At 61.9% G+C, this 13090-nt stretch carries 12 protein-coding genes and 1 pseudogene; 4 read left to right on the forward strand and 9 right to left on the reverse strand.

Annotated elements, in window-relative coordinates; all coding sequences use genetic code 11:
• Window positions 1-251: TIM44-like domain-containing protein (locus tag FJ973_RS29340; protein ID WP_181170984.1), on the forward strand; the 251-nt coding region annotated here is incomplete at its 5' end.
• Between the two features lie 1141 nt (window positions 252-1392).
• Here the strand turns inward: FJ973_RS29340 and FJ973_RS29345 are convergent.
• Both FJ973_RS29345 and FJ973_RS29350 read right to left on the reverse strand, forming a co-directional pair.
• Window positions 1393-2928: an FAD-dependent oxidoreductase gene (locus tag FJ973_RS29345; RefSeq protein WP_140558781.1), complete on the reverse strand. Its 1536-nt coding sequence runs from the start codon at window positions 2926-2928 to the stop codon at window positions 1393-1395.
• Window positions 2929-3184: 256 nt separating this feature from the next.
• Window positions 3185-3394 (reverse strand): annotated as a pseudogene (locus tag FJ973_RS29350) (transaldolase family protein); the annotation flags it as partial.
• Window positions 3395-3720: 326 nt separating this feature from the next.
• Here FJ973_RS29350 and FJ973_RS29355 point away from each other — a divergent pair.
• The 3 genes from FJ973_RS29355 to FJ973_RS31075 all read left to right on the forward strand — a co-directional run bounded on the left by FJ973_RS29355 (window position 3721) and on the right by FJ973_RS31075 (window position 4902).
• On the forward strand, window positions 3721-4185 hold the full coding sequence (locus tag FJ973_RS29355; RefSeq protein WP_140500702.1) for a group III truncated hemoglobin: 465 nt from the start codon (window positions 3721-3723) through the stop codon (window positions 4183-4185).
• Window positions 4186-4246: 61 nt separating this feature from the next.
• On the forward strand, window positions 4247-4708 hold the full coding sequence (locus tag FJ973_RS29360) for an Rrf2 family transcriptional regulator (RefSeq protein WP_140518192.1): 462 nt from the start codon (window positions 4247-4249) through the stop codon (window positions 4706-4708).
• 50 nt (window positions 4709-4758) lie between these two features.
• Window positions 4759-4902, forward strand: a complete 144-nt coding sequence (locus FJ973_RS31075) for a hypothetical protein (protein ID WP_181165452.1) — start codon at window positions 4759-4761, stop codon at window positions 4900-4902.
• A 307-nt stretch (window positions 4903-5209) separates the two neighbouring features.
• Here FJ973_RS31075 and FJ973_RS29365 read toward each other — a convergent pair whose 3' ends face one another.
• The 7 genes from FJ973_RS29365 to FJ973_RS29395 form a co-directional block, all read right to left on the reverse strand.
• Window positions 5210-6424 (reverse strand): cyanate transporter, encoded by a 1215-nt coding sequence (locus FJ973_RS29365; protein ID WP_140525746.1) that lies wholly within the window; start codon window positions 6422-6424, stop codon window positions 5210-5212.
• Window positions 6425-6441: 17 nt separating this feature from the next.
• A complete protein-coding gene (locus FJ973_RS29370; RefSeq protein WP_140558782.1) occupies window positions 6442-7104 on the reverse strand; it encodes an ankyrin repeat domain-containing protein in 663 nt (220 codons plus the stop codon).
• A gap of 5 nt (window positions 7105-7109) precedes the next feature.
• Complete coding sequence (locus FJ973_RS29375) at window positions 7110-7868, reverse strand: aspartate/glutamate racemase family protein (RefSeq protein WP_140558783.1); 759 nt, start codon at window positions 7866-7868, stop codon at window positions 7110-7112.
• 84 nt (window positions 7869-7952) lie between these two features.
• Window positions 7953-9395, reverse strand: a complete 1443-nt coding sequence (locus tag FJ973_RS29380) for an amidohydrolase family protein (protein WP_140558784.1) — start codon at window positions 9393-9395, stop codon at window positions 7953-7955.
• Window positions 9395-11119 (reverse strand): ABC transporter ATP-binding protein, encoded by a 1725-nt coding sequence (locus tag FJ973_RS29385; protein ID WP_140558785.1) that lies wholly within the window; start codon window positions 11117-11119, stop codon window positions 9395-9397. Before FJ973_RS29385 ends, FJ973_RS29380 begins: the two co-directional genes overlap by 1 nt.
• Window positions 11119-12018 carry an ABC transporter permease gene (locus FJ973_RS29390; RefSeq protein WP_140518197.1) on the reverse strand — a complete coding sequence of 300 codons (900 nt, stop codon included), beginning with the start codon at window positions 12016-12018 and terminating at the stop codon, window positions 11119-11121. Before FJ973_RS29390 ends, FJ973_RS29385 begins: the two co-directional genes overlap by 1 nt.
• Window positions 12018-12983: an ABC transporter permease gene (locus FJ973_RS29395; protein WP_140500709.1), complete on the reverse strand. Its 966-nt coding sequence runs from the start codon at window positions 12981-12983 to the stop codon at window positions 12018-12020. The genes FJ973_RS29390 and FJ973_RS29395 overlap by 1 nt, the downstream gene beginning before the upstream one ends.
• Window positions 12984-13090 lie beyond the last annotated feature (107 nt).

Genomic DNA, 13090 nt, shown 5'->3' on the forward strand with positions numbered 1-13090 from the left:
GGGAGATGCTGCAACTCACCTTCATTGGCACGAAGGAAGCAAAGGTCGTCGACGCTCTTGCGGAGAACGGCACCGCTGAGATTGCCGTTCGCTTCGTTTCCGACGTGGTCAGCGTTACACGCTCGGCCAACGATGCGATCGTCGCCGGCGATCCCCAGCAGATCGTTGAGGTGATCGATACGTGGACGTTCGCCTGTGACACCCCGTCAACAAAGCGCAATTGGATGTTGATCGCCACGGAAGGCGAGTAACGAGTGCATGCTCATCCGATGCCTGCCTGACAGCCTTGTCAGGTCAACCCGGAGCGCTCGAGCCGCGCGGAATTTCAGCTTTTGACAATGTGCATCCACGATTTGTGTATCACGATCAAATCGGCATGACCGGTTCAGTCGATCATTCTCAAGCCGCGAGCGGGTAGCACCGCCAAAGATCCACTCCCTGAACCTGCTGTAGCCTCAGGCGCCGGATATGGTCAGATCCGCATGCATCGCATCGGCCATATCAGCGATTGATCCACCATCAGATCTTTCCGGAGACACGTCAGCCTTCGCCCTTACGCCGTGGCTCGAATGGAAGGCGACGCATCGTTCAGGCTATTCCAGGTTTCATCGGTCGCGGCATCCTCGATCGTGATTATACCAACCTCCTGAGCCATTTGAAAAAGGGGCACGGCATCGGTAATCGCACGCTTGGCTTCACGCGTATCCTTCCATCCGACAAGAACCTTGTTGCGGAAATTTCCTGGTTGGTCGAGGCGACGAAGACAGGCCGTCCTGCCTGGAGGATCAGGCTACCAGGTGGGTGGAACGATGAAAATTGCCAGAAGAGGCGCCCTCTGGCGACGCTGCGACGATGCCGGCTTGGCCAAGGGGAAAACGTCAACAGACACCCTGCCGCGCAACGCGGCTTCACAACGCGACAACCCTCAAAGCCGGAGGTCTACCTGCACAGTTTCAAAAAAGTCGATGATGAACGATGGTTGTGGTGAGAAGTACGCCGGCCGACGTGATTGTGAATGTCCTCCCTACTCGAACATGATCCGAGCGGTGCCTCTTTTGGCAATCAACAGTCTCCGAGCCTCTTGGATCCGCTCAGCCTGTTGTTTGGAATAGGGACCCATTGGCCGAGTCTTTTCATCGCCGCGACGGACCCTGCAGTACCAGCGGCCCCTGTCCGAAAAGATTTCGACCGAGGTCGGCGCCTCATCGGACGCTTCCCTGGCCACACCGGTAGCGAACTTGACGATCTTTGAATGAACCGCGTCCAATCCGTTGGTGGTGCTCGGTTCCTGTTGCACTGTGGACATAAGTCGAACTCCTTTCAGTCACAGCGACGCACCGCTGCGCCATCCGGGTTGCGCTCTCTACGGATCGCGGTGCCCAAGAGCGCTTGCTACCTTGCCATTTGGCGCTCCATTTCCATCTCCGCCCCTAGACTTTCGATGTCACGGAAGATCGAAGCGACAGCCAGCGTGCGCCCTTCGCGCTTGAAGCGCAGCAGGCAGTCCCTGGCACCGATGTCTCCATCGACAGCAATCTCGTCCCATTGCCCGGCATGGCCGACATAGTTGATGGGAACGTCGTAGTGCTGGCTCCAGAAGAACGGCACGGCCGCGAATTTCTCGCGATGGCCGAGGATGTTCAGGGCCGCGGTTTGCCCCTGCCTCTCTGCAACCACCCAATGCTCGACCCGAATGTTCTCGCCAGTGTGAGGATCCGGCCACCGCGCAATGTCGCCGGCCGCGAATATGTCCGGTGCGCTCGTCTCCAGAAAGGCATTTACGGCGACGCCGCGGTCAAGAGTGAGCCCCGCCCTTTCGGCAAGCCCGGTCCGCGGACGCACGCCGACGCCGGCGACGACGAAATCCGCCGTCAACATGTTGCCACTGCTTAGTTTCACTTTGTTGCCGTCGATGCTGCTCGCGGTGTCCTCGAGATGGAACACGACTCCATGCTCCTCATGGAGTGCGCGGATGAAGTCACCCATTTGCGGACCGAGGGCCCGTTCCATGGGTCGTTTATCCGGCGCCACGACATGAACGTCGATATTGCGCGCGCGCAGCGCTGCGGCAACTTCCAAGCCAATGAAACTGGCGCCAAGCACGATGGCGCGGCGCGCAGTCGTGGCTCGCTCGATGATCACCTTGCAATCTGCAAGCGAGCGCAGCGTGTGAACATGTGGCTGATCCGCGCCGGGGATGGAGAGGCGCACCGGTTCGGCCCCCGTGGCAAGTAGCAGTCTATCGTAAGGAATCCTGCTTCCGTCAGCCAGAATGACCTCGCGAGAACGCAGGTCGATATCGACGGCCTTCGTATCGAGACGCAGGTCGATGTTGTTTTTTGAATAGAATTTCTGGCCGCGCAGCGGAATCCAATCCTCCGGAGCTTTCCCTGCGAGGTAGTCCTTGGAGAGATTCGGCCGGTCGACGGGCGGCGCATGGTCGTCGCTGATCATGACGATGCTGCCCTGGTACTGCTCTCGCCGCAGCATTTCGGCCGCCGCGAAACCGGCCGCGCCGCCGCCGACAATGACGACTTTCTCGGGGACCCCGCCCGCGCTTCCGCCGCGCGGCTTCGGCGCCGTCCGTTTGAGTTTCTCGCCCACGAATATCCGCCCATCGCGCTGTTCCACCGACCAGCAAGCGAGTGGATTGAAGGCAGGCGCTCGCAAGGCTTCGCCTGTGCGCAGATCGAAGCAAGCGTGGTGCCACGGACATCGAATGGAATCCGACACCACAAGACCGTCACCGAGCGGCCCGCCGTAATGTGTGCATGTCGCGCCGATGGCGAAGATCTCGGCCCCGCGGCGCACCAGCAACACCTGCTCGTCGCCGCAATGGCCGACAAGCTTTCCGCCATCGGGAAGGTCGGACAGCGCGATCCCCTGGACCAGATCCGGTCCGTTTGATTTGGTATCAGCTTCAGCCATATTCTCGTCCTTGGCGATCCGTGTCAAAACCGCTCGTGCGGCGAAGCGGCACACTGCTTCGGGGTACCTTCTGCCTGGCTAGTGCGCCTTCAGATTCTCAGCATTATCCGCGCCGACATTCCGACTGCGTCATGTACTGGGCTGAGTGGCTCAGACCGCAGTCTCCCGCTCTCGCGGACATCATGCAAACGAATTTAATCGATAGTTGAGTGCAGTTTTCATGATGGCTTTCCCTCCGCGATTCCACTGCGCACAACTACAAGATCGCCTGCCCAGTCTTTCCCCAGTCGGCAAGAAACGACTTGAGGCCCTTGTCGGTGAGTGGATGTCTGGCGAGGTTTCTGAGTATCGCTGGTGGTACGGTCGCGACATCCGCGCCTGCGATCGCCGCCTGTTTGACATGGAGTGGAGTGCGAATTGAGGACGCCAGGATTTCCGTCGTGAAGGATTTGCCGTTGTCGTAGATCACACTTCAGGTTCGGGAGCGACTCCGGCTGGCACGGTCATCTGATGAGGCGCTGGCGACTCTCGAAACTGAGCCACATCGGGAATTCCCCGCCAATTTAGATACTTCCGGCCTCGGGCCTGGGGTGATGTCCAGGCAGTTCGGAAATGCCTAGGATTCAGGGCTCGTCATTCGCCGCTTGGTCGGACGGACCCATTTCTGGTGCGGCATCACGGCGTCTTGCCACGCAATAAGATAGATTGATAATATATCTTATATAGAGGATCACATCGAAGAGCGAACCAAGGCTTCAGCCAGCTTGCGTCGGAGAAAACAGGAGCTTCGGAATGACCGCGAACGGTCGAAGCAAGAGAACAATCGTGGTCGACGGCGTGCCATTGCCCAACATACTCGACGAGGCAATGATCCGCGGTGTAGTCCACGGGTTTTATGACGAAATTCGCCGTGATGACCTTCTCGGTCCCATTTTCCACGATCGGATCGAGCCAGATAAATGGCCGCAGCATCTGGCGAAGATGTGTGACTTCTGGTCCGCTACTCTACTTCGGACATCCCGATACGACGGCAGGCCACTGCCGCCGCACCTGGTCATAGCTGGCCTCGGCGCGGCGCATTTCCGTCGCTGGCTAATATTGTTTCGGACAACGGTGCGTCGCATTTGCCCGGCCGAGGTGGCGACGCTTTTTATGGATCGCGCGCTGCGAATTGCTCACAGTTTCCGTCTCGCGATCGCCTTCAACCGCGGCGAGACCACGATCGGCATCGAACCTATCGTCGAGAGAGACTTGTGATGCACGACCGGTTTGTGAGTGGTTCCTACAATGCACAGCGATCGACAGGGAGCCGTGATTCATGCGGCTGACCAGCTTTTCGGATTATGCATTGCGGATGCTGATGTACACTGCCGCCGCCGGTAGCCGGCTTATAACGATCGAGGAGGTTGCCCGCACCTTCAACGTGTCGAAGACGCATCTGAACAAGGTCGCCAACACCCTGACCCGTGGCGGCTATATGAAGGCAATCCGCGGCCGTTCCGGTGGTCTCATTCTCGGGCGCCGGCCTGAGATGATCCGGATTGGCGATGTCGTGCGGTTAACCGAGCCGGATTTCGCGCTGGTCGAATGTTTCGCGACCGGAAACCGATGTGTGCTAACCGCCTCCTGCAAGCTTTCAGGCATGTTTGACGAAGCGACAGCCTCCTTCCTGAACGTCCTTGACCGCTACACGCTCGCCGACATCACACTGATGCCCGAAGACTTCCTCGGCGGTCAGATACCACCCGTTCGCACCGGGGCGACACGCAAGACCGTATAATGTTGCGCGGCTTCGACGCGCGCTGTTTTTGCTCGGATGTGAGATGGGCCATGGCTGAACCAAAGAAGAATGATCAACAGGTCACAAAGGACATTGATTCTGATATCGACCCGGACAACACTCTGCTGCCGATGCTTATCGGTGGGCTTGTCCTGATAGTTATCGGAGCGATCATCGTGATGATGTTTGTGTAGTTTCGCAACGATGGCGTGTGACTTTATCGGCCCGGCTGTTGTCTGGGCGCCTGCAACCCCAATTGCGATTTGGCGGATGGAGAACTGTCGGCCGAGGAGGGGAAGTACAGAGCGCGCGACCGGCGGGCGCTTGGACAGCGCATAGCCGGCGACGATGAGCTGCAGGAGGTATATCGTCGTCTGCGCCAGCCCGGCCCCGATGATCCGGCAGAGCCGATCTCCACGGCCGAGATGCGGCGCAAGCGCCTGCTACTCACCCCGCGGAGACGTACGTCGTCATTGAGTTCAGAACTTGCATTCCGCTTCGTTAAACTACCATTTCGCACTGCTCTTGTTCCGAGCCCCTCATGACGTCGGCGTACCGTTTTGGGTTGAAGTGCAGATAGAGAAACGCTGTGACGGTCACGCAGCCGAGATGCATGATCCATCCGCTGCTGAAGCTCCCGCTCCAGCCATGCAGGAGCGCGGTGGCGAATGGACCAAGCGCGGCGATCAGAAAACCGCCGCCCTGCATCAGCGCAGCCAGCGCGCCCGCCTGCTCCGGGCGCGGCAGATGATCGAGCGCCGTGACGATTGCAAGCGAGAAGCTTCCGCCAAGACCGGCCCCGCATATCCCCACCCACAGAACGGGCGACAGTGCGGGAAAAACCGCAAGTCCGGCAAAGCCCGCAGCCTGCAGCAGCAGGGTCAGCCAGAGCCAGGGACGGCGGTCGATGCCCCGGCGCGCCAGGACAGGCAGCACCAGGGCCGAAGCCGCCTGGCAAATGGCCATCACGGCCACAAGATTGCCGCTGGCGGCACTGCTCCATCCTTGCGCCTGGTAGTAGGGCGCAAGCCAGGCGACCATAGAGGAATAACCGGAGTTGACCAGGCCGAAGGCCGCCATCAGGACCCAGGTCCGTGGACGGCGAAGCAGAAAACCGGTCAAGGCGCGATCGGGTCTTGAAGCCTTGGCGTCGGACAGGACGCGGAATGCGGCGCACAGCGCGATGGCGGCGGGAGCCGCGAGCCAGGCAAGGGCTGCCCGCCAGTCGTATCCGTTGTTGACGAGCAGGGGCGCCAGACGTGCGCCAAGCGCCCCACCGCCCATGATCATGCAGGAATAGAGGCCGGTCACGGCGGGTGTGCTGGTCGGGAACTTTGCCTTGATGATCCCCGGAAACGCGGCCTGGATGAAGGCCACCCCCGCCCCGCAAAGTGCCGCCGTCAGGATCAACGACAGGCCGCCGGGCACGACAAGCCTGAGCAGCGAGCCCGCTGTCAGCACCATTAGCGCCGCGAGCAGGCCCCGGCGCGTTCCGACGGCCGCCTGGATGCCCGGTGCAACGAACGCACCGAGGCCCATCAGCAGCATCGGCAACAGCGTCAGCATGGCCAGGCTGCCATAGCCCATCCCGGTGTCGGCCACGATATCAGCCAATATCGGTCCCGGGGCCGTCAGGAAGGGACGCAGGTTGATCCCGATTAGCACGACGAGGGCAAGCAGGGTCCATTGCCTGTCGGTTGCAGGTTGCGCGGTCATCGACATTTTCGCGCTGTTCATCTGGCGCCCGCTTGCACCAGCAGGGTTATCATCTGCGCATAGCCGTTCCTGCGCGCGTGCCGCAGCGGTGTCGCCCCGTCCTTGTCGGCGAGATTGACGTTGGCGCCGGCCTCGATCAGCCGCCTCACGATCTCGACATGACGCTGCCCGCCATCGCCGAGGATGATGGCCTCCAGCAACGCGGTCCAGCCGAGCTTGTTGACGTGATCGACATCAATACCGGCATCGATCAGCGCGCCGACGGTCTCGACATGTCCGCGTTCGGCGGCCGGAATGAGCGCGGTGCCGCCATAGCGATTGGTGCTCTTGAGGTCGGCGCCGTGCGCAAGCGTCATCTTCAGGATTTCGAGATGCCCGCGTGCGCCGGCGTAGAGATATGGACTATCCTGGATATCGTCCTTGGCGTTGACGTCCGCGCCAGCCTCGATGAGAGTCCTGGCAGCGCTGACCTTGTTGCCGTGGGTCGCGACGAGAAGAGCCGTGCGGCCGTTCTCGTCGCGCGCGTCGATCCGGGCCCCCTCGGAAACAAGCATCTTGATCATGGAGACATCGTCATTTGCCGCAGCCGAGTGAAGCCTTGTCTCATTCATGTTCTGCCCCAACGCTATCAATGGAATGCAGGCGACGATGACGCCCAGCAAAAGTCTGCGCTTGACCATCGGCATCAGCCCCCCGACACGCTGTGCGTGGAAGCCGAGCGGGTTGCTGCGGCGAGCGAAGCCGTCATGCTCCGCCGAGAGGTGGCGAAAGCATCCTGCCTGGGATGAAGTTCCAGGCCGACGAGCAATTCCGCGAGCCTGACAGCCGCCGACACCCCTTCGACGACCGGGACACCGTGAAGGCTGGCCAGTCGCCGCGCCATATCCGACATACCGGCGCAGCCAAGCACGATGGCGTCGGCGCGATCGACCCGCAGCGCCTCCTGGATTTCTTCGCTGATGATCGACAAGGCCGCCTCGCCATTAGCTTCCAGCGCCAGGACGGGAATGCCGCTCGCCCGCACGGTGGCGAATGGCGAAAGGCCGTAGCGAACCAGATTGTCCTCGAGAATGGGAACGGAAACCGGCAAGGTGGTAATCACCGTGAAGCGCCTCGCCACGATGCTGGCGACACGGGCGGCAGCCTCGCCTATGCCGATGACCGGCTTGCGCGTCAGCATCCGCGCGGCGTCGAGTCCGGTATCGTCGAAGCAGGCGATGATATAGGCGTCCACGGCGTCACTGCGCTCGGCCCCTTCGATACGGTCGAGAAGACCTGGGACCGCCTTCGCGCCATCGATCGCGCCTTCGATAGAAGCCGGGCCGCTGTCGTTCTGCATGGCGATGATTTCGGTGCCCGCCTGCGCGGTTCGCCGCGCCGCGACGGCGATGGATCCCGTCATCGACGCGGACGAATTGGGATTGATGATGCCGATGCGTACCATGGGAAAAATTCCTGAAGCCGCCGCCCGGCCGAACGTGCATCGCTGCCGTTCCGCATCACCGGTGGCCTGTCTCGATATTGAAGCCTATTCGATCAGATCCGTGTCGCGGCTGTGCCGCCAGAACCGGTCCGGGGTCCTGAGCAGATCGCGCAAGCCCAGCCGCTCAATCATCAGTTCCGTCTCCCGTTGCGCAGCATCGAGCACGGCATCCTGATCGACATGAACCGGCTTGCGGTCGCGCAACAGCACGCGTCCGCCGACCAGCACGGTGTGGACGTCGTTGCCGTTGGCAAAATAGGTGACACGGAATTCCGGCATGTTGGCCGGGTAGAGATGCGGGCGCCGCAGGTCGACAAGAATGACGTCGGCCTTCTTGCCGGGCTCCAGCGATCCGACCTGATGGTCGAGGCCCAGGACACGCGCACCGTCGATGGTGCACATCTCCAGGGCCTTGCCCGGCGGAAGCCAGCTCGGATCGTGGAAATGAGTGCGATGATAGTGCATGCATTGCTGCATGTGACGGAACATGTCCGCGGAGCGGTCCGGCGCGGTCGCATCGGAGCCGATGGCCACCACGACGCCAGCGTCGAGAAGTTCCGTGACCGGGCAGCGCGCGAGAATGGCGGCCACGGCGCTCGGATTGTGCACGATGCTCGTGCCGGTTTCGGCGCAGATCGCTATTTCTTCGTCAGTCAGGGCGGTCGCATGCGACAGCAGTGTGCGCGGCCCCAGAATGCCGATCTCCCCGGCGATCTTCACGCTGCCCTTGGTATGACCATCCTGGGTGAAGATCAGGCCGCGCTGTTCGGCGATCTGCCTGACCTTGCGCGATTGCGCGATGGCGTCCCCTGCCCCGGGACCATCAAGATGTTCCTGATGCACGGTCGGCGTCAGCAGGGCGAGATGCAGACGATCCTCGTGGGTGCCGTGCCAGCGGTCGGCCAGCTTTTGCGAGGTGGCAAGCTGCTGGTCGAACGACACCGGATAATCGGTACGGCTGGCGCCCTTCCAACGTGCATAAGTCAGGGGGTGCGGCGGGCGCGTGGTGCCGACGGCGACCACTGAGCGCGTGCCGATGCCAAGCACGCCTTCCATATGGGCGTTGCCATAGGCCGGATCGTCGGTGCGCATGACCGAATCGCCGCCGCCCAGCAAGGACACGCCGGTCGTCACGCCGAAACGCAGGCGTTCCAGCGCGGCAAGCTGCGCCTCCGCATGCCAGAATTCCGGCGTCGAACCCACCGTATAGGCACCTTGGCATGCCCTGTACCAGAGGTCGCTGCGGCCGCCGCCCATCGTCTTGATCAGCCCGTGCCCGGCATGGGCGTGGCTGTCGACGAAGCCTGGCATGACGGCCATGCCGCGGGCGTCGATCGTCTCGCGCGCCGGATGGTCCCGCGCCACGTCTTGCGAAGCGCCGACGGCCACGATGCGGTCTCCCTCGATGGCTACGGCGCCATCGGGAATGATCCGCCGATCGGGATCGACAGCAATGACGGTGCCGTTTCTGATCAGAATGTCTGCCATCACAGGCTCGCTTCTCTTTTTTCGCTGCAAAGGATGCGGTCGAGCGAAGGCGCGAGGCGCAGGAGTTCGCGCGTGTATTCGTGAGTGGGCGCGGAGAACAATGTTTCGGTATCCGCGAGTTCGACGATCTCGCCGCCTTTCATCACGGCGACCCGGTCGCACATCTGCCGTATCACCGCGAGGTCGTGGCTGATGAACAGCATCGACAGCCCGGCAAGATCTCGTAGGTCCTTCAACAGGTTGAGAATTTGCGCCTGCACCGACACGTCGAGCGCCGAGGTCGGCTCGTCGCAGATCAGCAGCGATGGCCGGGGGCCGAGCGCCCTCGCAATCGCGATGCGCTGGCGCTGGCCGCCTGAAAAGGCATGGGCGAACCGAGAGCCGGCCTGCGCCGGCAGGCCCACCGCCTCGAGCAATGTCTCGGCGTCCAGCCGCGCTTCCGCCGCGCTGGAGGCAAGCTTGTAGAACAGGATTGGCTCCGCGATCGCCGAATTGATCCGCAGCCTTGGATTGAGGGCCGAATACGGGTCCTGGAACACCATCTGGAGTGACTGGCGCACGGTCTTGTCGCGACGGGCGGCCAATGCCGTGCCCTGAAACTCTATGGTTCCCGAACTCTGCGTCACGAGACCGGCAATGGTGTTGGCGACCGTGGTCTTGCCGCAACCGGACTCGCCGACAAGCCCGAAGATTTCGCCGCGGCGCACCTCGAAGGAGACGTCCTTCACGGCCTTGAAGACCGATGCCTTGCGGCCCGGGATGAACGAGCGCTGGCCGTATTCCACGCAAAGATTGCGTACAGTCAGCGCGGCTTCGCCGTTGCTCCCCGCAGCGGTGCCGGTGTTCTTGGAGCGCACGGCTTCGCGCGCCTCCAGTGTCGTCTTCGTTTCCTCGCTTGGGACCGGCAGACGGTCAAGGCGAATGTCGATCGGCGGAACGGCGGCGATCAGCGTGCGCGCGTAAGGCGCCTTGGGCGCCGTCAGCACATCGCGTGTCAATCCACTCTCGACCACGCAACCGTTCTGCATGATCGTGACCCGGTCGGCAATTTCCGCAACCACGCCCATATTGTGGGTAACCAGCAGGACGCCGACGCGGCGATCATCGGCAAGTTCGCGGATCAACTTGAGGATTTGCGCTTGCACCGACACGTCGAGCGCCGTCGTCGGCTCGTCGGCGACGATCAGCCTTGGGTCGCAGGCAAGTGCGGTGGCGATGACGACACGCTGGCGTTGGCCGCCCGACAATTGATGCGGATAGTTGCCCAGCCGGCGTTCCGGCTCGGGAATGCCGACGGCTCTCATCAATTCGAGCGCGCGGGCCCTGGCTTCGCGGCGCCCGATCTTCAGATGCGCCAGCATGCCTTCGCACAACTGGCTTTCCACGGTGAAAAGCGGGTTCAGGCTTGTCATGGGATCCTGAAAGATCGCGCCGACGTCACGGCCTGGAATGATCCCCTTGGTGCGACCGGTTCGGATGTCGATCGGCTTGCCCGCTATGGTGATGGTGCCGGAAGCAATCCTGCCGGGAGCCTGCAACAAGCCCATCAGCGCATTGCCGACGGTGGTTTTTCCCGCACCGGATTCTCCCACCAGTGCATGTATCTCGCCGGGCCGGATCGTCAGGTCGATGTCATCGACGGCAGCGAGAATGCTGCCGTTGGCAAGCGGATATTCGACCCGCAGGTTCCTGATATCGAGTGCGTGTGGCGTTGTGTTTTCCATCAGTTCGCCATCAGTTTGGGGTTGAAGCGATCGCGCAGGTAATCGCCGATTATGTTGACTGCCAGAACCAGGACGACCAGCACGACGGCGGGCATAACGGCGATCCACCACAGGCCCGAGAACAGGAACTCGTTGCCGATGCGGATCAGCGTGCCGAGCGAGGGATAAGTGGCCGGCATGCCGGCGCCGAGGAACGAGAGGGTCGCCTCGGTCAGGATCGCGCCCGCCAGATTGATGGTGGCGATCACCATGACGGAGCTCATCACGTTGGGCAGGATGTGCCGCATCATGATGCGGCGGGACGGAAGACCGATGACCTTGGCGGCCCGTACATAGTCGCGGGAGATTTCCACCATGCTGGAGGCCCGCACGGTGCGGGCATATTGCACCCATTCGTTGACGGCGATCGCGAAGATCAGGATGACCGGGGCCCAGCTCGAGACCGTATCGGCGCTCAATTGCGCGCGGGCTATGCCGCTGATCAGAAGCGCGACGAGGATCGTCGGAAAGCTCACCAGAACATCGGCGATCCGCATCACGATGCTGTCGATGATACCGCCGAAATAGCCGGCTATCGATCCCAGCGTGACGCCTATGGCAGCGGCCAACAATACCGCCCCGGCGCCGATCAGCATCGATATGCGCAGGCCGAAGAGGATGACCGAGACCAGATCGCGTCCCTGATTGTCGGTGCCCAGCAGGAAGCGCGGATCGCCACCGTCCATGAACACGGGCGGGATTTCCATGTCGATCAGCGAATATGAGGAGACATCGCGCGGATCGATGGGTGCAATCAACGGAGCGAAGATCACCAGCACCAGCATGGTCACCAGGATCAAGCCAGCGATCATGACCGAGATGGGAGGAAGCCTGCGCGACAGAGATACCTGCGTTGCCATCATTTTGTCCTCAGCCGCGGATCGATCAATGCGTAGAGCATGTCGACGACCATGTTGATCACGACGAACAGGAAGCCGACGAACAGCAGATAGGCCGCGAGGACGGGGATGTCCGGATAGCCGACGGCGTTGGTGAAAAGCAGCCCCATGCCCGGCCACTGAAAGACGGTTTCGGTGACAATGGCGAAGGCGATGAGTTGTCCGATCTGCAGCCCGGTGACGGTCACGACCGGCATCAAGGCATTGCGCAGCGCCAGACGGCCGTAGATGTAGCGGCGGGGCAGACCGCGCGCGAAGGCGAAGCGGACATAGTCCGAAGAGAGCACGTCGATCATCTCGGAGCGCACGAGGCGCATGATCAGCGTCAACTGGAACAGCGCCAGTGTGATCGAAGGCAGGATCAGCGATTTGAGGCCGGAGGCCGTCAGGAAGCCTGTCTTCCAGAAGCCGAGATCGACAAGCTCGCCACGCCCCGAGGACGGCAGCCAGCGCAGACTGACGGCGAAGATCAGGATGAGCAGCAGGCCGGTGACGAATGTCGGCATGGATATCCCGACGAGGGTCAGCGACTGGATCAGCCGCGACAGAAAGCCGTTCGGCTTCAGGGCGCAGAGAACCCCCGTCGGGATGCCGATGAACAGCGACAGGAGGGTCGCGACCACGACCAGTTCCAGCGTTGCGGGAAGCCTGGTCAACAGCAGGCTGACGACAGGCTCCTGGTAGCGAAAGCTGGTGCCGAGGTCGCCATGAAGCGCGCGCCCGACGAATTCGAGGAACTGTACGAAAAGTGGCCTGTCGAGTCCGAGAGCGACGCGCAAGGCATCCTTCTCAGCCTGGCTCGCGCCTTCGCGCACCATCGTGGCGACCGGATCGCCGACGAAACGGAACATGATGAAGGCGATGGCGGTTACGGCAACCATCACGAGGATGGCCTGCAACAGCCGCACCGATAGAATCCGGATCATCAGGAAAAACCTTTCAAGAAGCGCGGATCGAGACAGGCGGGGCTTGCGCCACCGCTGGAGCAGCTCGCGATCCACCACGGATAGCAGGCGCTCCAACCGAGTCAGGC

The organism is Mesorhizobium sp. B2-1-3, from assembly GCF_006442495.1.
GTDB lineage: Bacteria > Pseudomonadota > Alphaproteobacteria > Rhizobiales > Rhizobiaceae > Mesorhizobium.

What these genes read in the sequence shown, in the direction of transcription:
- FJ973_RS29390 (WP_140518197.1), bottom strand. Translation starts at nt 12,018, where the DNA reads ATGGCAACGCAGGTATCTCTGTCGCGCAGGCTTCCTCCCATCTCGGTC.
- FJ973_RS29365 (WP_140525746.1), bottom strand. Translation starts at nt 6,424, where the DNA reads ATGACCGCGCAACCTGCAACCGACAGGCAATGGACCCTGCTTGCCCTC.
- FJ973_RS29360 (WP_140518192.1), top strand. Translation starts at nt 4,247, where the DNA reads ATGCGGCTGACCAGCTTTTCGGATTATGCATTGCGGATGCTGATGTAC.
- FJ973_RS29370 (WP_140558782.1), bottom strand. Translation starts at nt 7,104, where the DNA reads ATGGTCAAGCGCAGACTTTTGCTGGGCGTCATCGTCGCCTGCATTCCA.
- FJ973_RS29345 (WP_140558781.1), bottom strand. Translation starts at nt 2,928, where the DNA reads ATGGCTGAAGCTGATACCAAATCAAACGGACCGGATCTGGTCCAGGGG.
- FJ973_RS29355 (WP_140500702.1), top strand. Translation starts at nt 3,721, where the DNA reads ATGACCGCGAACGGTCGAAGCAAGAGAACAATCGTGGTCGACGGCGTG.
- FJ973_RS29375 (WP_140558783.1), bottom strand. Translation starts at nt 7,868, where the DNA reads ATGGTACGCATCGGCATCATCAATCCCAATTCGTCCGCGTCGATGACG.
- FJ973_RS31075 (WP_181165452.1), top strand. Translation starts at nt 4,759, where the DNA reads ATGGCTGAACCAAAGAAGAATGATCAACAGGTCACAAAGGACATTGAT.
- FJ973_RS29395 (WP_140500709.1), bottom strand. Translation starts at nt 12,983, where the DNA reads ATGATCCGGATTCTATCGGTGCGGCTGTTGCAGGCCATCCTCGTGATG.
- FJ973_RS29385 (WP_140558785.1), bottom strand. Translation starts at nt 11,119, where the DNA reads ATGGAAAACACAACGCCACACGCACTCGATATCAGGAACCTGCGGGTC.
- FJ973_RS29380 (WP_140558784.1), bottom strand. Translation starts at nt 9,395, where the DNA reads ATGGCAGACATTCTGATCAGAAACGGCACCGTCATTGCTGTCGATCCC.